We start from the raw sequence: 21,057 nt of genomic DNA, 5'->3' as shown, positions 1-21,057 counted from the left end.
ATTAAGATTCAAGTAAAGTGACATGACCAATATAAGGTAAGTGACGGTAGTGTTGAGCATAGTCAATACCATAACCCACGACAAATTCGTCAGGAATCGAAAATCCGATATATTTCACTGGAACATTCACTTCACGCCGTGAAGGTTTATCTAGTAGTGTACAAATTTCAATACTACGAGGATGGCGTAATTTTAAAATAGCCATAACTTTGCTAAGTGTATTACCCGTATCTATAATATCTTCGATAATCAATACATCTTTATCACGGATATCTTCGTCTAAATCTTTTAATATTTTAACATCACGGTTACTAATAACAGCATTACCATAGCTTGACGCTGTCATAAAATCAACCTCGTGTCCAACGGTAATTGCTCTGCTCAAATCGGCCATAAAAATGAAAGAGCCACGTAAAAGACCAACTAAAATAAGTTCATTTTGGCTATGTTGATAATCTTGACTAATTTGTTGACCTAGTTCAATCACGCGCTTTTGGATATCATCAGTAGATATCATCATTTCTAATGTGTGTTTTTTCATTAATAATGCTCAAATTAAATTTTTAAAAAATTAAATTAGATTCTAGCAATTTTCCTTGATAAAAAGAATAAGCGAACCCATTTTTTATTAAACTAACATGGGAATAGATTTTCGTATTTTATACTCAAACACCTAGTTATCTGAAACTTTTTGACAACAATTTTTAGTCACTTTTTTTTGTAAACGCCGTTTTTTAAAAAAATCACTCAAAATAGTACTACATTCGTTAGCTAGTACTCCGCCTGTCACTTCTGCATAATGGTTGATGCCTTGCTGAGCAAGAATATCGATAAAAGAACCTGCTGCGCCAGTTTTGTAATCATTTGCACCATATACTACACGTTTAATACGGCTATGAATAATAGCGCCAGCACACATAATACAAGGTTCAAGAGTGACATATAAGGTTGTATTAATTATGCGATAGTTATTTAAAAATTTACCCGCTTGTTCAATAGCTAGTATTTCGGCATGAGCAGTGGGATTATGCTTACTAATAGGTTGATTAAAGCCTTCACCAATAATTTGATTATTTTCATCAACAATCACCGCACCGACTGGGATCTCTCCTATCGATTCGGCACGATTAGCAAGCATTAATGCATGTCGCATCCAAATTTCATCTGACATTTTCAAATTATAAATTATTGAGATTTAGGACATCACGCATGTCGTATAAACCAACAGGTTGTTTGGCAAGCCAGAGTGAAGCTCGTACAGCACCATTAGCGAATGTCATACGGCTGGATGCTTTATGACTAATTTCAACACGTTCACCAATATCGGCAAAAATAGCGGTATGTTCTCCTACTATGTCCCCAGCTCGGATAGTTGCAAAGCCGATAGCACCTTGTGGTCTTTCCCCTGTGTGACCTTCGCGACAGTAAACTGCACGCTCTTTTAAGTTGCAATCAAGTGCATCTGCTATTGCTTCACCCATGGCTAATGCTGTACCAGACGGCGCATCAACCTTGTGACGGTGATGCGCTTCAATAATTTCGATATCAGTATAACTGCCCATAATTTTGGTGGCTTTTTCCAATAATTTCAGCACTAAGTTCACACCGACACTGAAGTTTGCGGCAAATACAATGGCAATGTTTTTAGCTGCATCAGCAATAGCTTGTTTACCTGCATCATCAAAACCAGTTGTGCCAATGATTATCATTTTTTTATTTTCAACACAAAAAGCTAAGTGTGCAAGGGTGCCTTCAGGTCGGGTAAAATCGATCAGTACGTCAAATTGGTCTTTAGCTTGTGCTAGATTATCGGTGACTTTAATGCCACAAGTACCGATCCCTGCAAGTTCACCAGCATCGCTACCAATTAATGATGAACCTGCTCGTTCAAATGCTGCACCTAAGGTAACCCCTTCGATTTGCGAAACAGCTTGGATAAGTTGCCGTCCCATTTTGCCACCAGCGCCAGTTATCGCAATACGAATCATGTTTGTTGACATATAACTTTCCTTAACTTTTTGTGAATGTAGATAATTAAATATTATAGCGGAAAATAAATAACTTATACACATCAGCTAAACTTAAATGCTACAATTTTTGATCCGTTTTCTATAAAAAATAATCAGGAGTTATTATGCGATCTCCATGGTATTTTGGTTGGAATATCGTTATTGCAGCATCTTTTCTCACTTTGCTTTCTAGTGGGTTGAGAATGAGTATGGGTGTTTTTTTCCTACCTATTGCAAATGATCTTGGGTTTAGTCGTAGCGTCCTGTCTGGCATTATTGCTATAGGCATGCTTTTTTCAGGTATCGCAATGCCAATAGCGGGATATTTAGTGGGTAAGTATAGTACTCGTTTTGTCTTAATATTAGGTGCGATCATTATTATTCTCTCGACAGTTTGGTCAGCTAACTCAACTGATTATTGGAGCTTTTTACTATCTTTCGGTATTGCATTATCTTTTGGTACCTCCTTTGTGGGGTCAGTTAGCTTTACGCCTATTGTAGCGCGTTGGTTTATTAAACGCAGAGGATTGGCCTTATTTATTTTATCAACAGGAAGTATGGCAGGTATTGCGGTGATGTTACCTGTTTTTGCATTCTTCATTCCTATTTATGGATGGCAAACAACGCTAATTTCGTTTTCAGTGATTTTTATGATTATCGCCTTGCCTATTGCTTTGTTTATTATGAAAGATAATCAATCTGAAATCGAAAATTCTAGTATAGAGCCTGTTATCAATCAAAAAATAGAGCCTAATATCAAACTTATAGATGTGTTAAAAACACGTCCATTTTGGCAACTGAGTTTTGGGCTTTTTACCTGTGGCTTTAGTATGAATTTATTAGGAACACACGGTGTCCCAATGCTTATCGATCATGGATTTGATCCTATCACCAGTTCTAATGGTATTGGTTTGATTGGTTTAGTCGCTATTTTTAGTACTTTAGTTTTGGGTTATCTATCTGATATAGTGCAACGAAAAAACATTTTGATGATGGTCTATTTAATACGAGGTTTAGGTTTTATTGCTCTTGTTTTAGCATCAACTAAATGGCAGCTTTTTACTGTTGCAGCAGTGGGTGGTTTGGTTTGGGCTGGCGCTTTGTCAATGTCTGGGGCTATTACAGCAGATATTTATGGTGTAAAAATTGTGGGATTACTTTCTGGATTAACCTATTTGGGGCATCAAATTGGTGCGATGATTGGTTCCTGGTTAGGTGGATGGGCTTACGATCATTTACACACTCATTTAGTTGCGTTTGGCACGGCGAGCATTTTATTGTTACTGGCGGCATTTAGCGCCTATCTTCTTCCTAAACGATAATAGTTTAAAACAAATGGACGTCAAGTCGCGTCCATTCTTGCTTATAAAACTTTTAATAATTCAACATCAAAAATTAATGCACTGTATGGTGGAATTGATGCACCAGCACCTTGAGCACCATAGGCTAACTCTTGAGGAATATATAAACGCCATTTTGAACCTGTAGGCATCAGTTGTAGTGCTTCAACCCAGCCTTGAATTACGCCATTGACAGGAAACTCAGCCGGTTGTCCACGCTCTACTGAGCTATCAAATACTGTGCCATCAATTAATTGACCCGTATAATGGACTTGAACGCGATCTGTTGCTTTAGGTAAAGCGCCATCACCTTGTTTGATGATTTCATACTGTAAACCAGATTCAGTCGATTTAATGCCATCTTTATCAAGGTTTTTGGCAAGAAAATCTTTACCTGCTTGAGCAATTTTTTCTGCTTGTTTGGCCTTTTCTTTTGTCGCTTGTTCGTGTACATGACGTAGTGCATCATGTAGTTCTTGTAAAGGTAGTGCTGGCGGGTTACCGGCTAAAACATCTTCCATTGCTTGTTTTAACGCATTGAGTTCTAAATTATTCAAGCCTGAATCTTTCAATTGTTGCCCAATTTGTAATCCAATAGCATAACTTGCTTTTTGATCTATTGTTTCTAGTTTCATTTTGTACCTTAGTTGTTTAAAAAAAGCGTCTATTATGACTATAATAAGTTGGTGGATACAAGGATAAAAGTCAAGTGATAATTCGTATCATTACTTGATGATAATTTGATTATTAGCTAATTGCTAAAGAATTTATCAATTTGGCTAGCACTCAAGCAAAATATCAGCGATAATATAGTCTATTATTTTTTTAATGGATAAAGTTAGATGCTGTTTCGTAAATTTACCGCCTTTGCAATTGTAACGAGTGTTTTATTAACTGGTTGTTCGGTTGTTGAGCGTTGGGTATATAGACCTGATATTAATCAAGGTAATTATGTGACACAAGATGCTCTTGATCTATTAAAAGTAGGTCAAAGTAAAGAACAGGTTGTATTTATTATGGGCTCACCAATGTTAACTTCTGTTTTGGGTGATAACATTTGGTATTATGTTTTCCGTCAACAACCGCAGCATGAAGCTGTTAGTCAAAGAACTTATGCTATCTATTTTGATGAGATGGGCAGAGTAAAGGATATTAAAGCTTCAGCGTTAGACAGTTCTAAATCACTCGAGGAAATGAATAAACAAGATATTTCCGATCCAATTGATGTTGAATCTGCCAATAATAACTCTGATTCTGAATCTTAATAAAATATAAACCTCGCTAAATAACATAACGAGGTTTGAATCTTTTAAATTTTTAAATTATTTCTTAATAAAAATAAATTTTTTCTAAAAAGCGACTAGAGTCTAATAACCGTATATTGCTGAAGATACTAGTGTCGCAAAAAGAAATAACATTGTGATAAACATGGCTACAGATAATATGAAAGTAATTAGCATAAAAATCCAATACCCATGAAGGTCATTAATCGCATTTAAAAGATCATCGCTATGTTTTAATTTTGCGGTTAGAGCAAATGAGCTACCTGATTGGAAAAGTTTTATACCACCAATGATAACTGGTACGCCAATAATAGCGGAAATGATACCTAAACAAGCGATTGCTCCACAAATTATTACTAATACACCGAAAATTTGTTGCATAATACCGATAAAACGCAGGCACTTTTGCAGTAAATCGGTTACTTGTAACGAAATGGTATTTATATCATCATTTTTCATTTTTATTTCCTATATTTTTACTTATTGTATAATCAAAAATCGATAGCTAGAATAGCAATTTTTAATTAATTGTCGAGATTTTTTTGCTCATAAAATCTATACTTAATCGTTTTCTATTGCCCTATGCTTGATAGGATAGATAGGCTTTTGTTTAAAAGATTTTTGGCGTTTCAAGGAGCTTATAGGAGCCCGTATAATGCTGATACAAACACAAATATTCCAACAAAAATTATAATATTAGAAAACCATTAAATTTATTTTTATATTTTAAAATAAAACGATATTTAAATTGAAAATTTAAAATTAGTATATCAAATTGTGCGAAATGTAGAAGATACAAATGAACCAAATAACATAAAATAAGAGATGAACTATCTGCATTTTTATGAGGCAGTTTGCTTAAATCACAACTTTAGTTTATTCTCAAATAGAACAGGTAATAAATTGTTTAAATACGAACGCTTGCTTACACAATTATAAATTACATTAAGCCGTAATATACTATAATGGATTGGTTAGCATTTATATTGAGTTTATTCATTTGATTATGAAGAATTGAATAAGTTTGCGAGATAAACAATAACCTTTTATCTAACAAGCATTGTCTACTTTACCCCAGTTTTGCCCCAAAGTGGATTAAGATAGGAAAATAAAATTTCCGCAAAGGCTTATCGAGTAATGCTTTAGAATGGTACGCCCGGGTGGACTCGAACCACTGACCCCCACCATGTCAAGGTGATGCTCTAACCAACTGAGCTACGGGCGTATATTTGAAACACGCAAATATTAGCTGGCAAATCGTTTTGTATCAAGTAAAAAAATAAAAAAACAGCTGTTTTTTTAAGCTGTCGCACAAAATTGGTTGAAAACTAAACATAAATTGCTTTCGATTTTAAAAAAAATTCTATCATAATAGCTCAATGCAAGTTTTTTAAGAATTTTTTATTTTTGGAATGAACTATAAATTTATGTCAATTGGTGGTGGTTTGTTTGAACTAATTTAGCTATACTCGCTGCTTCATTTTAGGCTCTATATGTTTAGGTTTGTATGTCGATAAAAGATCAGATTGAAGATGTTTTGCAAAACGTTTTTGGTTACAAGTCATTTAGAAATCAACAAAGAGAGATTATTGAATCTATTATCGATGGACGTGATACTTTAACAATTATTCCAACAGGGGGAGGTAAATCTTTATGTTATCAAATTCCCGCAGTTTTATTACCGGGTACAGCAATAGTTGTTTCTCCTTTGATTTCTTTAATGAAAGATCAGGTTGATCAGCTATTAGCTAATGGTATTGCAGCAGCCTATCTTAATGCCTCACAATCATCTGCAGAACAACAAAAAGTTGTCAAACAATATTTGAATCATTCGATAAAGCTATTATATATCTCTCCTGAAAGATTAGCGGTATACTCTTTTTCTACATTGATTGATGAATATCCTCCTTCATTAATTGCGATTGACGAGGCACATTGTATTTCACAGTGGGGGCATGATTTTAGGCCTGATTATCGACAATTAGGTCAACTTTCGGCTCGCTTTCCTAAAGTACCAATTGTTGCGTTGACAGCCACTGCAGATAAAATGACGCAGTTAGATATTATTCATCAACTAAATTTGGTCGATCCATTAGTAATAGTAAGAAGTTTTGATAGGCCTAATATTCGTTACACGGTTGTTGAAAAATTTAATCAAACTGAGCAGATTGTCTCGTTTATTGAAACGCAAAAAGGTAATAGTGGAATAATTTATTGTTCAAGTCGTTCAAGAGTCGAAGATATGACCACTAGACTTGCTAGGCGAGGGTTTTCTGTTAAGGCTTATCATGCAGGGTTGACTAATAACGAACGACAACAAGCGCAGGAAGATTTTTTAAAAGATAATGTACAAATTATTGTAGCGACCGTTGCATTTGGGATGGGGATTAATAAACCCAATGTGCGTTTTGTTGTTCATGCTGACTGTCCGCGAACGATTGAAGCTTATTATCAAGAAACAGGTCGAGCGGGGCGAGATGGCGTACCTGCCGAAGCTATACTATTATTTAATAGCAAAGATCTTAATTGGTACCAACGACAAGTTATTGAAAAAAGAAATGACCGACATAAAGATGTAGAGCTGCAAAAGATTAATGCGATGGAAACTTTTGCTCAAAGTTTGACTTGTCGACGCATCGTATTGCTTAATTATTTTGGAGAAGATCGAACAGAACCATGTAATAACTGCGATGTTTGTTTGTATCCTCCAGAGCTTTATAATGGTTTAATCGATGCGCAAAAAGTTTTATCCTGTGTTTATCGTGTGGAACAATGTTATGGAGCTCAATATATTGTTGATGTATTACGTGGGTCAGGGCGTTCTCAGATTAAAGAAAATGGTCATGATAAATTGTCGGTATATGGAATAGGTAAGCAACATTCGTCAGATTATTGGCTCAGTGTTATTAGACAACTGGTTTATTTGGGTTATTTAAGTCAAAATATATCAACCTTCACAACTCTTACAACCCTTCAATTGACGCAAAAAGCGCGCTTAATTCTTAGGGGTGAAATTTCATTATCATTGGCAAAACCTCGTTTAGAAATTGTCAAAAAAAGCCGCATAAATCGATATGCTAGAGCAATTAATTTAACCACTATTTTATCTTATGAAGAACGTATTTTATTCAATAATCTCAAGCGATTGCGCAAAAACATTGCTGACACAGAGGATATTCCCCCATATGTTGTGTTCAGTGATGCAACTTTACTTGAGATGGTTCAAACTAAACCTGAAAGTAAAAAGCAGCTAATTAACATTACTGGCGTTGGTAAAATCAAATTGGAAAAATATGGTAACTTGTTCTTAGATGAAATAAATGAATTTATGATAAAAAATATATAACAATTTTATACAAATTACATATAATGGCTATTTTTAGAACAGATTGATTTTTTATTGGTAATCAATCGGCGAAAATGGAAATTTTTATGTCAACAATGAGCAATATGCCACAAATGCTTGCGTTAGTGCTGTTACTGATAATTCTTTATCTTGGTGATATTGTTTCAACACGTACTAAAGCATGGATCCCTTCTGTTTTTGTTTGCGCAGTCCTTTTTTTAGTTGGTTACTGGACATTCTTTCCTTCTGATATTGTTGCAAGAGCAGGTATTCCTTCTGTCGTTGCCGTTATGTTCATGTATTTATTGATTGTTAATATGGGAACGTTGCTATCGGTAAAAGAACTGCTACGTCAATGGAAAACAATTTTAATTTCGCTTGCAGGTATTGTTGGTATTATCACTGTTGCCTTTTTTGTCGGTTATCTATTTTTTGATTTTAATACTATCATTGTAGCCATTCCTCCTTTGGTTGGTGGTATTGTTTCAGCTATTATTATGGCAAATGGTGCAAGCGAAGCTGGATTACCCGATTTGGCTGTTTTTGCTATCATAATATATGTAATGCAAGGCTTTGTAGGCTACCCTCTTACCTCAATTATGCTTAAACGTGAAGGACGAAGGGTTCTTAAAGAATATCATGAAGGCAGATGGAATGTTGATACTGTTCAAAAATCGCAATTAGATATACAACATGCTGTTTTATCAGATGAAACCCCGATGCCTAGGCTATTTGAAAAAATTCCTGCGCAATATAATTCATCTTATTTTATCTTTTTACGTATTGCTATAGTTGGTTTATTGGCTTATTTCGTATCAGAAATTTCAAAACCTATTGTAACTATAAATTCATTTGTACTTTGCTTATTATTTGGGGTTATTGCTTCTTCATTTGGTTTTTTGGAACGTCATCCATTAAAAAAAGCAGGGGGATTTGGTTTAACTGTAATGGGACTGATGTTATTTGTTTTTGATACTCTAAGTAGAGCTACGCCAGAAATGCTTGTTCGCCTTATTATGCCACTGGTTGTCTTTATTTTAGCTGCTGTTGTTGGAATGTGTATTTTTTCAATAATCGTTGGTAGGTTATTGAAAGTGAGTAAAGAAATGGCATTTTCGATTGCACTCACGGCACTGTATGGATTTCCGGCGGACTATATTATTACTAATGAAGTGATTAATAGTTTAACTAATAATCCAAAAGAAAGAGAGGTACTTATAAGTCATATGTTAGCTTCAATGCTAATCGGTGGATTTATTTCAGTGACCATTGTTTCAGTATTTTTAGCCGGTATAATGATTAATATGATTGTAGGGCCATTAACGCATTAATTGTTGATGGAATTTATATTTATTTAGGTATTGTATTTGTCTTAGTCATAACGGTTTTTTGAAAAGTTAGACCGATTGCTTAAGTGAGTTCATTTCATTTGATAACCACTAATCCGATTCATATTAATTCATAAAACGTGCCTAAATGAATTGAAATTTTAAGGGTAGTAAAATGATCAATCAGAATATAAAAATATTAATTCAGCAAAATATAAATGAAATGATAGCTTTTCGCCGCGATTTGCATCGATATCCTGAATTACCATGGGAAGAGTTTAGAACAACAGATAAAATTGCTATTGAATTGGATAAAATAGGTATTCCATATCGCCGTACAGAGCCAACAGGGATCATTGTTGATATTGAAGGCTCAAAACTAGGTAAAAGGATCTTGCTTAGAGCCGATATTGATGCTTTACCAGTACAGGAGTTAAACCAAAATATCGATTATAAATCAACTATTGATGGTAAAATGCATGCATGTGGTCATGATACTCATGCTTCGATGTTATTAACTGCAGCAAAAGTACTTTGGGCAATTCGAGATCAATTACAAGGTAATGTAAGGCTTGTTTTTCAACCAGCAGAAGAGATTGCTCAAGGTGCTAAAGGTATGATTGAACAAGGTGTGTTAGACTGTGTTGATAGTGCTTTTGGTATGCATATTTGGTCACAAATGCCTGTCGGTAAAGTATCTTGTGTGGTTGGTTCGAGTTTCGCATCGGCTGATTTGTTAACAGTTCGCTTTAAGGGTAAAGGTGGACATGGTTCTATGCCTCATGACACGGTTGATGCAGTAATGGTTGCTTCAGCATTTGTTATGAATGTACAGTCGATTGTCTCTCGTGAAGTATCACCTCTTGAACCAGCGGTTGTCACCATTGGACGAATGGATGTGGGGACTCGTTTTAATGTAATTGCTGAAAATGCAGTTTTGGAAGGTACTGTGCGCTGTTTTAGTGTCGATGTGCGAGACAAAATTGAGGCAGCGATCCGTCGTTATGCCAACCAAGTTGCAGCAATGTACCGTGCAACGGCTGAAGTTGAGTACGTTTATGGTACTTTACCGGTCATCAATGATAACGAAAGTGCTCTGCTTGCCCAAAAAGTCATAGTTGAATCATTTGGTGAAGATGCACTTTATTTTGAGCCGCCAACAACAGGGGGGGAAGATTTTAGTTATTATACTCAAAACATTCCTGGTGCATTTGCATTAGTCGGTTCAGGTAATCTTGATAAAGATACCAAATGGCCTCATCATCATGGGTGTTTTAATGTCGATGAAGATGGTATGGCACTGGGTGCTGAACTGTATGCTCAATATGCTTGGGCATATTTGAACCAAAACAACTCTTAATAAAAATCCAACCATTAAATCAATTAGATTGATGGTTGGTTTCTTTTTTATGTTTTTTATCTAGAAGTTACAGAATATGTTGCTGGTTATTATTATAACCTCATAATTATTAGATGTTATATTTCTTAGTCAATTTTATTTTATAAATTAACCGTATCTAATTTAATTGAATATCAACTTGATTAAGCTATAATGCGATCATTATCAAATAATTTACGATTGTAATGATTATTGGTTTTATTGGTGCGGGTAAAGTAGGTTGCACCTTAGCTAAGTATTTTTCTTTATGTGGAATGCCGATTGCTGGGTTTTATAGCCGATCTTATGAACATGCAAAAGAGGCAAGTGATTTTACTCATAGTCAAGCTTATGCATCGTTAGCTGATTTAGTTAATGATTGTGATTGTTTATTGGTTACTGTATCAGATAGCCAAATAGCCACTGTTTGGCAAGAACTTTGCCAATTACCTATTGCCAATAAATGGATCGGTCATTGCAGTGGGCTGTTGACGTCACATATATTTAGCCAATATAAAATTGTTCATCCATTTGCGTTTTCATTGCATCCTTTATATGCCATTTATGATAGATTTGAATGCTATACCGCTATGTCAGGTGTTTCTTTTACGCTTGAGGCAAATAAAAGTATTATCCCTCAATTAAAAAACTTTTTTGTTTCACTAAAAAATCCTTTAGCCATTTTACCTGCGAATAAAAAGCCACTTTATCATGCGGCTTGTGTTATGTTGAGTAATCAAGTTATTGCATTGGTACAAATTGGTGTTGATTTACTTGACCAATGTGGGTTAGATACTGAGTTTAGTGAACAAGCGTGGCATCCATTATTTTTAGGAAATGCTAAAAATATATGTAAAGTTGGGGTGATTAATGCTTTAACTGGACCTGTAGAACGTGGTGATATTGAAGTTATCAAACAACATATAATGGCTATGCCCTCTGAATTAAAACCTATTTATCAGCAATTATCTGCTATTTTACTTAATATTAGTCGAACAAAGCATCCAAACAAGGACTATCGACAATTAGAACTGGAGCTGTTACCTTGAAAAATACGATTGCCACTTTAAAAGAACGTAAACAAAACCGACAAAAAATTACCATGCTAACTGCTTATGATTACACTACAGCCAAATTAATGGATGAAAGTGGTGTAGATTGTTTATTAGTGGGGGATTCTTTAGGTATGGTGATGTTAGGTTACGATAGCACCGTATCGGTTACTATGGAAGATATGATCCACCACTCCAAAGCAGTTGCAAGAGCCGCTAAGTCGGCATTTGTTGTCACTGATTTACCTTTTATGTCTTATCAAACATCTGTGTATGATGCAGTTTTCAATGCCGGTCGCCTAATTAAAGAAGGTCAAGCTCAAGCGGTTAAACTTGAAGGAGGGCAAGCATTTAGTGAACATATTAAAATGATTACACAAGCCTCCATTCCGGTTGTTGCGCATATTGGACTCATGCCCCAATCTGTTCTTGCATTGGGGGGATACAAAGTGCAAGGTAAAGATTATCAAGATGCTAAAAACATTGTTCTTGATGCATTAGCGGTTGAACAAGCGGGTGCGATTGCGATTGTACTTGAATGTGTACCTGCTGATTTAGCAAAATTGATCTCACAATTAGTGAGTATTCCAATTATTGGTATTGGCGCAGGTGTAAATTGTGATGGTCAGGTGCTTGTTTATCAAGACATGCTGTCTATGTATGATGGTGTTGCATCAAAATTTGTCAAATCTTTTGCCCCAATTGGTCATCATATGAAACAAGCGTTTACTGATTATTGCCAAGAGGTAAAACAGCAACAATTTCCAGCATCGATCCATGAATTTGCGATTGATAGTGAGGTAATGAGCAAACTTAAATCTGAGTTTCAATCATAAGGGATAACTAAATGAATGTTGTAACGACAATTGGACAAGTACGAGAGCAAGTTAAAGCTTGGCGGCAAGCTGGCTATAGTATTGGTCTTGTTCCAACCATGGGCTATCTGCATGAAGGCCATCAGAGCTTAATGACAGCGGCCAAAAAAGATAATCAAAAAGTCATTGTGACGATCTTTGTTAATCCTATACAATTTGGTCCTTCAGAAGATCTTGCTAGTTATCCACGTGATTTAGAGCGGGATAAAATCGCTTGTGAGAAGATGGGGGTGGATTTGATTTTTTGTCCAACTGCCAGTGAAATGTATGATGCTAATTTTAACAGCTATGTTGATGTTAATGGTTTAACAGATGCTTTATGTGGAAAGAGGCGTCCTGGGCATTTCAAAGGTGTTTGCACGGTTGTTACAAAATTATTCAATATCACACAACCTGATCGTGCCTATTTTGGACAGAAAGATGCACAGCAGCTAGCGGTAATTAAACGTATGGTCAGTGATCTGAATTTCGACATTGAAATTATTGGTTGCCCTATTGTGCGTGAAGCAGATGGACTAGCTAAAAGTTCACGTAATAGTTATTTGTCGGAATGTGAACGATCCGCCGCCGTGTGCCTTTATCAAGCAATTGAATGCGCTAATGCAATGATAAAACAGGGAGAAAAGTCGGTAACTGTTATAACAAAAGCTATGCATAATCTTATTGTCAATCAACCTTTAGCCAAGATTGACTATATTGAATTTGTCGATCTAGCATCATTAACATCGGTTGATAGGCTTGAGCAAGATAGTTTATGTGCACTAGCGGTTTATATTGGTAAAACACGATTAATTGATAATTTTATTTATCAACACCACTAATTACAAATTATATTTACAGTGATAGATATCAAAAAAACACTTAATATAAGGCGGTTTTTTGTGCTATTCATCGTATTATAAAAATTTTTACAATTCGATTAAATCAATGAGTTTATTGTTCTGCTAATTTATTGTTTGGCTATTTTACTGTAGAATAGCAACCATTTTATGCCTTAAATCAGGATTGATGCATTAATTATGAAAAACACGACTTATAACCCACAAGAAATTGAACAACCTATTTATAAGCATTGGGAACAAAGCGGTTACTTTAAACCCAGTGGTGATAAATCACAACCAAGTTATTGTATTGCCATTCCACCACCTAATGTGACAGGTAGTTTACATATGGGGCATGCTTTTCAGCAAACCATTATGGATGCTTTGATTCGTTATCATCGCATGCAAGGTAATAATACCCTTTGGCAATCAGGAACCGATCACGCTGGTATTGCAACGCAAATGGTGGTTGAACGTAAAATTGCGGCAGAAGAAAATAAAACACGCCATGATTACGGGCGTGATGCTTTTATTGACAAAATTTGGCAATGGAAAGCCGAATCAGGCGGTAGCATTACTAAGCAAATGCGTCGCTTAGGGGATTCAGTTGATTGGGATCGTGAACGTTTCACCATGGATGAAGGTCTATCAAATGCGGTAAAAGAAGTATTTGTTCGATTATATCAAGAAAATCTTATCTATCGTGGTAAACGTTTAGTTAATTGGGATCCTAAATTACGTACTGCGATCTCGGATCTTGAAGTTGAAAACCGCGAAGTTAAAGGTTCAATGTGGCATTTACGTTATCCGTTAGCTGATGGTGCTAAAACAGCCGACGGCAAAGATTATTTAGTGGTGGCAACCACTCGTCCTGAAACCTTATTTGGGGATACAGGGGTTGCGGTGAATCCTGAAGATCCTCGCTATAAAGATCTGATTGGACAATTTGTCATATTGCCATTTGTTAATCGCCGTATTCCTATTGTGGGTGATGAACATGCTGATATGAGCAAAGGTACAGGGTGCGTAAAAATTACTCCTGCGCATGATTTTAATGACTATGAAGTTGGGCGACGTCATCAATTACCGATGATCAACATTTTAACGTTTGATGGGGATATTCGTCAGCAAGCTGAAGTATTTGATACTAATGGTGAATTAAGTGCGGCTTACGAACCAACCATTCCGGCTCAATTCCAGAACCTAGAACGTTTTGCAGCGCGTAAAGCCGTTGTTGCAGAATGCGAATCATTGGGTATTTTAGAAAAAATCGAACCGCATGATCTGACCGTTCCATATGGTGATCGTGGTGGTGTTGTGATTGAACCTATGTTAACCGATCAATGGTATGTGCGTGCAAAAGTGCTTGCCGAGCCTGCTATTGATGCAGTAAAAAATGGTGATATCCAATTTGTACCAAAACAGTATGAAAATATGTATTTTTCTTGGATGAATGATATTCAAGATTGGTGCATTTCACGTCAATTATGGTGGGGACATCGTATTCCAGCTTGGTACGATAAACAAGGTAATGTTTATGTTGGCCGTGATGAAGCTGAAGTGCGACGCGAAAATAACCTTGCCAATGATATTGAACTGAAACAAGATGACGATGTGCTTGATACTTGGTTTTCATCTGCACTTTGGACATTTTCAACGTTAGGTTGGCCGAATAATACTGATGATTTAGCCACATTCCATCCAACTAATGTGCTGGTAACTGGTTTTGATATTATTTTCTTCTGGGTAGCTAGAATGATCATGATGACCATGCACTTTATTAAAGATGAACATGGTAAACCACAAGTTCCTTTTAAAACGGTGTATGTCACAGGTTTAATTCGTGATGAAGAAGGACAGAAAATGTCTAAATCTAAAGGAAACGTTATCGATCCTTTAGATATGATTGACGGTATATCATTGTCAGCTTTATTAGAAAAACGTACTGGCAATATGATGCAGCCTCAATTAGCTGAAAAAATTGCTAAACGTACTCAAAAACAGTTCCCTAATGGTATTGAATCGCACGGGACTGATGCGCTACGCTTTACTTTAGCAGCATTAGCCTCAACAGGGCGTGATATTAATTGGGATTTAAAACGTTTAGAAGGTTATCGTAATTTCTGTAATAAACTTTGGAATGCTAGCCGTTATGTGTTGATGAATACAGAAGGGCATGATTGTGGCTTTAAAGGTGGGGATTTAGATTATTCTTTAGCAGATAAATGGATTTTAGCCGAATTTAATCAAACTATTAAAGCTTACCGAGAAGCATTTGATACTTATCGTTTTGATTTAGCTGCTAATATTTTATATGAGTTTACATGGAATCAATTCTGTGATTGGTATTTAGAGCTAACCAAATCCATTTTAGCCAATGGCGAACTATCACAGCAACGCGCAGCTCGCCATACGTTAATTACGGTATTAGAAGCTCTATTACGCCTTGCACACCCAATTATTCCATTTATAACCGAAGCAATTTGGCAAAATGTAAAAGGCTTAATGAATATAAGCGCTGACACCATTATGTTACAGCCAATGCCTGCTTTTGATGAACAGCATTCAAATGATCAAGCAGTAGCCGATATTAATTGGATAAAAGATGTCGTGATTGCCGTACGAAACATTCGTGCTGAAATGAATATTGCGCCAAGCAAACCATTGCAGTTATTAATTCGAAAAGGCTCACCAACGGTGCATCGAATCATCGCTGATAACATCAATTTTATTGAATCATTAGCCAGATTGTCTGAAATTGTTTTGCTTGATGATGGTGAAACAGGACCATTGTCGGTCACCAAACTGGTTGATGGCGCCGAGTTACTAATCCCAATGGCAGGATTAATCAATAAAGAAAACGAACTTGCGCGTCTAGAAAAAGAAATTGAACGCATCAATGGCGAAATTTCTCGTATTGAAAATAAACTATCTAATGCCAGCTTTGTCGATAAAGCACCAGCAGCAGTAGTTGCTAAAGAAAAAGAAAAACAACAAGGTTATATTGATGATAAAGCAAAACTGCAAGAGCAGTATGTCGCTATAAAAAATCTTTAATCTTTGTAATAAAAAAACCTCTCGTTTGAGAGGTTTTTTTATATTTGCTCATTTAAAATTTATAACCCACACCAATCATTGCAACCCATGGATCAAGCTTATAATTAGCGGTAACTTTAGTATTGCCTAAATGGGTAGTCGCTTTAGTTTCAATATCGATATAACGTATTTGAGCATTCAAAAGCCAATTATCATTTAAAGTATAATCAGCACCGACTTGTGCAGCCCAGCCCCAAGAACTATCGAGATCTAAACCATGAAATCCCGCTTTTTTGGCTTCGCCACTAAGTTTTTCGTCAAAAAAGAAGGTATAGTTGATACCCATTCCAACATAGGGTTGTAACTCATATTGTGAATCAAGTGGATACCAAACAGCACTTAATGTTGGTGGTAGATGTTTAATTTTACCTAAATGAGCACCAGCAAGCCCTGTTGAATTGCCTCCACCTAGTTTAACCTGGTGGCTAAAAGGTGTTGCAGCTAACAGTTCGACACCAATATTATCCGTCACCATATATTGGAAATTTAACCCAAGTTGAGTATCGTTATCGGCTTTTGCTTTTAGATCACTTTTGGCTCCGCCAACTTTAACATGATCACTTTTATCTTGAGGGTGAACATAAACTGGCCCACCACGAACAATAATTTCATCTGCATTATGTGCATAAGCTACAGAGCTGGCTAATCCCATTGAGATAAGCATAGCAATTGACGATATTTTCATTTTTTTTCCTCCCAATCTATTTATAATATCATGATATAACATTTCATTATGTTGAAAAACTAACTACAGTAATACATAGAATTATATTAATAATATAGTAATATTGAATTTTACTGGTTATATTTAACTTAGCGTTAACCGTTCATAAATTAAACTCAATTAGTATAATTTATATAACCAAAATGATTTTAGCACATTAAATTTAATTTTTTTGTTTTATCTCAAAATTTTATTAAATAAAATAAGATTGGTAATTTGCATTATTGCTTAAATCTATATAAAATAGAGTTGAATATTTCGGTGGGTTGTTAGCTCAGTCGGTAGAGCAGTTGACTCTTAATCAATTGGTCGCGGGTTCGATCCCCTCACAACCCACCATAATATCTTCCTTTTCAAGCGTTAATAGCTATCTATTTTACCTTTGATTCATACTTAATGATTTAGAAATAGGGCAACGAAAATATTGGCTTTATCTATTAACGTTTATGCAGTTAATTAAAGTTGATGAATCTAAGGTTTCAGCGTTAATTTTAGAAAATTAGCTTTTTTAATTTAACGATTATAGGCATTAAGATGAACTCATATTTATTACTATTTTTTGCTATTATTTGTGAAGTGATAGCAACATCGTCATTAAAACTATCAAATGGTTTTACCAATCTTATTTTCTCAATCATCACTATTATTGGCTATAGTTCTTCGTTTTATCTCCTTTCATTAGCATTAAAAACCATTCCTGTAGGTATTGCATATGCTATCTGGTCTGGAATCGGAATTGTGTTAATAAGTTTAATTGCATGGATCTTTTTAAAACAAACATTGGATCTAGCTGCGCTAATCGGCATGGGGTTTATCATGTTTGGCGTGGTGATTATTAATTTGTTCTCGAAAGTAGCAGGGCATTGAACAATAATTAACAAAGTTAGATGGTTAATTTATAGGCTCTATCCAGAAGAGTTATTGGCTTTTATACCTTACAGTGCAATATTTCCTTATCCAAAATATAAAAGAAATATTCTAATTTACTCTTTTATCTATCAAAAAATCATGAGTAGATTATTGAGTTTATTTTTTGTGGTTGTCTTATAGCTCATAATTACCGAGCTATAAGACAACACTCCCCCCTTGTTAGTAGTTGTTATAGTGGCAACTGAGAGTAGGCAGTAGTTATCTTATTTGAAAGTGTGTTGTAATTTTGACTAAATTTATTGATAAGATTATTAGTCTATATAATATTTAGTTTTCTCTAATCTATTGATAAATAGTTTTCTGAACCATAATGCTATCATTCTTTTTTTCTTATCTTTTTTAAATAGCTTTTTTCTATACTCAGAACGTTGCTCGATGAGTGGTGCTCTATCAGTATGTATTGATGAATTTAATAGATTTTTATCATTAGTTGTTATAAGGCTGGGTAATGTTGCATATATTTTGATACCAGTACATAATTTCATTATTCTGAACATATCAGCTTCATAGCGAATAGGAAATAAAAATTTAATTAACTTTTTTGCGGTATCATGAGTGATGATATATCCATTGGCTCTAACAGCTCTTGTTACTTCAAAAACCTCAAAACTATCTAAGTTAAATTTTTTGTTAACAAGATAGTGAAAATCGGCAGTTAATAAAAAAATACCTTTTTTAGTATTTTTAGCTTTAAAGCTATTTAAGAAATCAGATAATTTTCTATCTAATACGGCATCGTCTTCGAGAATTAAGGCATAAGGTAAATTGTTTTGAATAATTTTTTTGTATATTTTAAGTGACTGAGTGCGCAGCCTATTTCACCCTTTGTTAAAAGATTATTTGGATAATCGTAGACTGTATTTTGAATAAATGAATCAGATAAATTATTGCCATCAATGGCATTGTAAATTTCAAAGTCTAGTTTTAATTTCTCGCATTCTTTTTTGATGTGTTCTCTTTTTTTGATTCTTTTTCTAAATTTATTATAAAAATCTTCATTTGTTTACCTTTTTTATAATGATCTTCAAATTGTAACATACTAATAAAGACTTATTAACAAATGATCTACAAAAACAGATTACTTAAGTATATACTCTTTATCAATTAAATTAGATTATCATTGTGTATGTTAGTTGTGAGTAATTTAATTGTCGGTATTTATTTTCATCAATATTTTAAGGATCTTTTAGTATGATTTTAGGTAATATTAATCATTTAAGGTTAGTTCCTTATTTACCTTCCAAAATAAAACAATCTATTGAATATATTAAAGACAACGTTAATATTAATACACCTATAGGACGCTATGATATTGATGGCGATAATATGTTTTTCATATTATCAGATAGTACATCGCGTCATATTCACGAAGCTAATCCGGAATATCATGAAAAATATATTGATGTGCAAATTGTTTTAGAAGGTCATGAAGGGATGGCTATTTGCACGTTACCTCCATATACAGAAGTATTAGACGATAAATTAGAAGAAAACGACATTGCTTTTATAAAAACTCCAAAAGAAGAGACCATATTAGTTTTACATCCGAACGATTTTATTGTATTTTTACCCCACGAAGTACATAAACCGCTTTGTGCAATTGATGATGAAATTGTGGCGGTTCGCAAAGTTGTGGTAAAAATTGCATTTAATTATTTATATTTAAAATAAGGGCAGGTAAAACTATGACGACACAAATTGCTATTATTGGCGAATGTATGATTGAATTGTCGATTCAACAAGATTCAACAAATCTTAGCTTTGGAGGAGATACACTTAATACTTCAGTTTATTTATCTCGTTTATTAAAAAATAAAGATTTTTCTATTCATTATGTTACGGGGCTTGGTGTTGACCCTTTCAGCCAAGAGATGTTACTACGCTGGAGAAAAGAGAATATTAAAATAGATCTAGTGCAAAAAATGCCGGATAAAATGCCAGGCATTTATTCTATTGTGACCAATGAAAATGGTGAACGTTCATTCTATTATTGGCGTAATGACTCCGCAGCTAAATATTGGCTAAAGACCCCGCAAACAGATAATATCACACAAACAATTGCTCAGTACGATTATATTTATTTAAGTGGTGTCAGTATTGCTATTTTAGATGCTCACAGCATTCAAAAGTTATTGGAGTTGTTAAAACGAGTTAAAATAAATGGTGGTAAAATTATTTTTGATAATAACTTTCGTCCAAATTTATGGAGTAGCCTTGAGAAAGCCAGAAAAGTTTATTCGCATATTTTATCATACACCGATATTGCATTTTTAACTTTAGATGATGAAAATCTGTTATGGGGTCAATTATCTTGTAAACAGGTGATTGAACGTACTAAAAACTTTGGTATTAACGAAATAGTGATTAAACGCGGTGGTAATAGTTGTATCATTGATTCCGATGAAGGATATTTTGAGGTACCAGCAAATAGGATACCAAAATATAAAGTGATTGATACTACTGCTGCAGGTGATTCATTTAGTGCTGGTTATCTAGCTGCACGTTTAACAGGATGTAATCCTTTAGAGTCAGCATTACAAGGTCACTCAGTCGCTGGTGCTGTTATACAACATCGCGGTGCAATTATTCCTCTGGAAGTGACGCCTAAATTAGCTGATTAATTTAAATCTAAAAAACGGTTATTAATGACCGTTTTTTTATTCTATTTTAAAAACTAATATGTAAATATCCCAAACTTAGTACACAACTCACGTAGAAAATCATGCTGCTTGTTTTAGTGTTTTATACTCAATCGGTGTCATGTTATTTAATGCCTCATGCGGTCTTTCGGTGTTATAAATCGTTAACCATTCTTCGGTTATTCTCCTTGCTTGTGCTAAGTTGTTAAAAAGATATAAATCGAGTACTTCAGTAC

General features: G+C 34.7%; 19 protein-coding genes, 2 tRNA genes and 1 pseudogene. 13 read left to right on the top strand and 9 right to left on the bottom strand.

All coding sequences use genetic code 11. The features are described from left to right. Nucleotide 1: 1 nt before the first annotated feature. From hpt to dapB, 3 genes are all read right to left on the bottom strand, one after another. Nucleotides 2-541, bottom strand: a complete 540-nt coding sequence (gene hpt, locus BQ5209_RS07180) for a hypoxanthine phosphoribosyltransferase (protein ID WP_085247860.1) — start codon at nt 539-541, stop codon at nt 2-4. A gap of 132 nt (nt 542-673) precedes the next feature. Continuing rightward, nucleotides 674-1,171 carry a tRNA adenosine(34) deaminase TadA gene (gene tadA / locus BQ5209_RS07175; protein ID WP_085247859.1) on the bottom strand — a complete coding sequence of 166 codons (498 nt, stop codon included), beginning with the start codon at nt 1,169-1,171 and terminating at the stop codon, nt 674-676. Nucleotides 1,172-1,178: 7 nt separating this feature from the next. Beyond that, the gene (gene dapB, locus BQ5209_RS07170; RefSeq protein WP_085247858.1) at nt 1,179-2,000 is read right to left on the bottom strand and encodes a 4-hydroxy-tetrahydrodipicolinate reductase; all 822 of its coding nucleotides are present in this window, start codon (nt 1,998-2,000) and stop codon (nt 1,179-1,181) included. A 134-nt stretch (nt 2,001-2,134) separates the two neighbouring features. Here dapB and BQ5209_RS07165 point away from each other — a divergent pair, with 134 nt between their 5' ends. Continuing rightward, on the top strand, nt 2,135-3,331 hold the full coding sequence (locus BQ5209_RS07165) for an MFS transporter (RefSeq protein ID WP_085247857.1): 1,197 nt from the start codon (nt 2,135-2,137) through the stop codon (nt 3,329-3,331). Between the two features lie 41 nt (nt 3,332-3,372). On the opposite strand, the gene bamJ is transcribed toward BQ5209_RS07165, so the two are convergent. Continuing rightward, the gene (gene bamJ / locus BQ5209_RS07160; protein WP_085247856.1) at nt 3,373-3,984 is read right to left on the bottom strand and encodes a BamJ family beta-barrel-assembly machinery protein; all 612 of its coding nucleotides are present in this window, start codon (nt 3,982-3,984) and stop codon (nt 3,373-3,375) included. Between the two features lie 207 nt (nt 3,985-4,191). On the opposite strand from bamJ, the gene bamE reads away from it, so the two are divergent. Continuing rightward, nucleotides 4,192-4,614, top strand: a complete 423-nt coding sequence (gene bamE, locus BQ5209_RS07155) for an outer membrane protein assembly factor BamE (RefSeq protein WP_085247855.1) — start codon at nt 4,192-4,194, stop codon at nt 4,612-4,614. Between the two features lie 102 nt (nt 4,615-4,716). On the opposite strand, the gene BQ5209_RS07150 is transcribed toward bamE, so the two are convergent. Further along, nucleotides 4,717-5,091, bottom strand: a complete 375-nt coding sequence (locus BQ5209_RS07150; protein WP_085247854.1) for a DUF5362 family protein — start codon at nt 5,089-5,091, stop codon at nt 4,717-4,719. Between the two features lie 689 nt (nt 5,092-5,780). After that, nucleotides 5,781-5,857: transfer RNA gene (locus BQ5209_RS07145), tRNA-Val, on the bottom strand. Between the two features lie 282 nt (nt 5,858-6,139). Between BQ5209_RS07145 and recQ the strand changes: the two genes are divergently transcribed. The 7 genes from recQ (at nt 6,140) to BQ5209_RS07110 (ending at nt 16,489) form a co-directional block, all read left to right on the top strand. Beyond that, a complete protein-coding gene (gene recQ, locus BQ5209_RS07140) occupies nt 6,140-7,978 on the top strand; it encodes a DNA helicase RecQ (RefSeq protein WP_085247853.1) in 1,839 nt (612 codons plus the stop codon). Between the two features lie 104 nt (nt 7,979-8,082). Beyond that, complete coding sequence (locus BQ5209_RS07135) at nt 8,083-9,309, top strand: hypothetical protein (RefSeq protein WP_085247901.1); 1,227 nt, start codon at nt 8,083-8,085, stop codon at nt 9,307-9,309. Nucleotides 9,310-9,481: 172 nt separating this feature from the next. Continuing rightward, entirely contained in the window at nt 9,482-10,666 is a 1,185-nt protein-coding gene (locus tag BQ5209_RS07130; protein ID WP_085247852.1) for a M20 family metallopeptidase, read from the top strand. A 224-nt stretch (nt 10,667-10,890) separates the two neighbouring features. Continuing rightward, nucleotides 10,891-11,733, top strand: a complete 843-nt coding sequence (locus BQ5209_RS07125) for a Rossmann-like and DUF2520 domain-containing protein (protein ID WP_085247851.1) — start codon at nt 10,891-10,893, stop codon at nt 11,731-11,733. Continuing rightward, complete coding sequence (gene panB / locus BQ5209_RS07120) at nt 11,730-12,572, top strand: 3-methyl-2-oxobutanoate hydroxymethyltransferase (protein WP_085247850.1); 843 nt, start codon at nt 11,730-11,732, stop codon at nt 12,570-12,572. Before BQ5209_RS07125 ends, panB begins: the two co-directional genes overlap by 4 nt. A gap of 11 nt (nt 12,573-12,583) precedes the next feature. Further along, nucleotides 12,584-13,432: a pantoate--beta-alanine ligase gene (gene panC, locus BQ5209_RS07115; protein ID WP_085247849.1), complete on the top strand. Its 849-nt coding sequence runs from the start codon at nt 12,584-12,586 to the stop codon at nt 13,430-13,432. 198 nt (nt 13,433-13,630) lie between these two features. Beyond that, on the top strand, nt 13,631-16,489 hold the full coding sequence (locus tag BQ5209_RS07110; protein ID WP_085247848.1) for a valine--tRNA ligase: 2,859 nt from the start codon (nt 13,631-13,633) through the stop codon (nt 16,487-16,489). A 52-nt stretch (nt 16,490-16,541) separates the two neighbouring features. On the opposite strand, the gene BQ5209_RS07105 is transcribed toward BQ5209_RS07110, so the two are convergent. Further along, the gene (locus tag BQ5209_RS07105) at nt 16,542-17,213 is read right to left on the bottom strand and encodes an OmpW family outer membrane protein (RefSeq protein ID WP_085247847.1); all 672 of its coding nucleotides are present in this window, start codon (nt 17,211-17,213) and stop codon (nt 16,542-16,544) included. A gap of 302 nt (nt 17,214-17,515) precedes the next feature. Here BQ5209_RS07105 and BQ5209_RS07100 point away from each other — a divergent pair. Both BQ5209_RS07100 and BQ5209_RS07095 read left to right on the top strand, forming a co-directional pair. Continuing rightward, nucleotides 17,516-17,591: transfer RNA gene (locus BQ5209_RS07100), tRNA-Lys, on the top strand. A gap of 195 nt (nt 17,592-17,786) precedes the next feature. Further along, nucleotides 17,787-18,119: a DMT family transporter gene (locus BQ5209_RS07095; protein ID WP_085247846.1), complete on the top strand. Its 333-nt coding sequence runs from the start codon at nt 17,787-17,789 to the stop codon at nt 18,117-18,119. A gap of 314 nt (nt 18,120-18,433) precedes the next feature. On the opposite strand, the pseudogene BQ5209_RS11020 reads toward BQ5209_RS07095, so the two are convergent. Beyond that, a pseudogene (locus BQ5209_RS11020) lies at nt 18,434-19,149 on the bottom strand (glycosyltransferase family 25 protein). A gap of 224 nt (nt 19,150-19,373) precedes the next feature. Here BQ5209_RS11020 and BQ5209_RS07080 point away from each other — a divergent pair. Beyond that, nucleotides 19,374-19,853: a NanQ anomerase/TabA/YiaL family protein gene (locus tag BQ5209_RS07080; protein WP_085247844.1), complete on the top strand. Its 480-nt coding sequence runs from the start codon at nt 19,374-19,376 to the stop codon at nt 19,851-19,853. Nucleotides 19,854-19,867: 14 nt separating this feature from the next. Then, nucleotides 19,868-20,803: a 2-dehydro-3-deoxygluconokinase gene (gene kdgK, locus BQ5209_RS07075; RefSeq protein ID WP_085247843.1), complete on the top strand. Its 936-nt coding sequence runs from the start codon at nt 19,868-19,870 to the stop codon at nt 20,801-20,803. A gap of 99 nt (nt 20,804-20,902) precedes the next feature. On the opposite strand, the gene BQ5209_RS07070 is transcribed toward kdgK, so the two are convergent. Next, nucleotides 20,903-21,057 (bottom strand): integrase core domain-containing protein (locus BQ5209_RS07070; protein ID WP_141674060.1); only part of this gene is annotated, 155 nt, incomplete at its 5' end.

Source organism: Gilliamella mensalis (assembly GCF_900103085.1).
Lineage (GTDB): Bacteria > Pseudomonadota > Gammaproteobacteria > Enterobacterales > Orbaceae > Gilliamella > Gilliamella mensalis.
The sequence above is the reverse complement of the archived record's forward strand: the minus strand, read 5'-3'. Positions and strand labels throughout refer to the sequence as shown.

Coding starts and splice junctions, on each gene's coding strand:
- BQ5209_RS07150 (WP_085247854.1), bottom strand. CDS start 5,091: ATGAAAAATGATGATATAAATACCATTTCGTTACAAGTAACCGATTTA.
- dapB (WP_085247858.1), bottom strand. CDS start 2,000: ATGTCAACAAACATGATTCGTATTGCGATAACTGGCGCTGGTGGCAAA.
- BQ5209_RS07105 (WP_085247847.1), bottom strand. CDS start 17,213: ATGAAAATATCGTCAATTGCTATGCTTATCTCAATGGGATTAGCCAGC.
- kdgK (WP_085247843.1), top strand. CDS start 19,868: ATGACGACACAAATTGCTATTATTGGCGAATGTATGATTGAATTGTCG.
- BQ5209_RS07135 (WP_085247901.1), top strand. CDS start 8,083: ATGCCACAAATGCTTGCGTTAGTGCTGTTACTGATAATTCTTTATCTT.
- panC (WP_085247849.1), top strand. CDS start 12,584: ATGAATGTTGTAACGACAATTGGACAAGTACGAGAGCAAGTTAAAGCT.
- BQ5209_RS07110 (WP_085247848.1), top strand. CDS start 13,631: ATGAAAAACACGACTTATAACCCACAAGAAATTGAACAACCTATTTAT.
- bamE (WP_085247855.1), top strand. CDS start 4,192: ATGCTGTTTCGTAAATTTACCGCCTTTGCAATTGTAACGAGTGTTTTA.
- BQ5209_RS07080 (WP_085247844.1), top strand. CDS start 19,374: ATGATTTTAGGTAATATTAATCATTTAAGGTTAGTTCCTTATTTACCT.
- BQ5209_RS07095 (WP_085247846.1), top strand. CDS start 17,787: ATGAACTCATATTTATTACTATTTTTTGCTATTATTTGTGAAGTGATA.
- BQ5209_RS07125 (WP_085247851.1), top strand. CDS start 10,891: ATGATTATTGGTTTTATTGGTGCGGGTAAAGTAGGTTGCACCTTAGCT.
- hpt (WP_085247860.1), bottom strand. CDS start 541: ATGAAAAAACACACATTAGAAATGATGATATCTACTGATGATATCCAA.
- BQ5209_RS07165 (WP_085247857.1), top strand. CDS start 2,135: ATGCGATCTCCATGGTATTTTGGTTGGAATATCGTTATTGCAGCATCT.
- tadA (WP_085247859.1), bottom strand. CDS start 1,171: ATGTCAGATGAAATTTGGATGCGACATGCATTAATGCTTGCTAATCGT.
- bamJ (WP_085247856.1), bottom strand. CDS start 3,984: ATGAAACTAGAAACAATAGATCAAAAAGCAAGTTATGCTATTGGATTA.
- BQ5209_RS07130 (WP_085247852.1), top strand. CDS start 9,482: ATGATCAATCAGAATATAAAAATATTAATTCAGCAAAATATAAATGAA.
- recQ (WP_085247853.1), top strand. CDS start 6,140: ATGTCGATAAAAGATCAGATTGAAGATGTTTTGCAAAACGTTTTTGGT.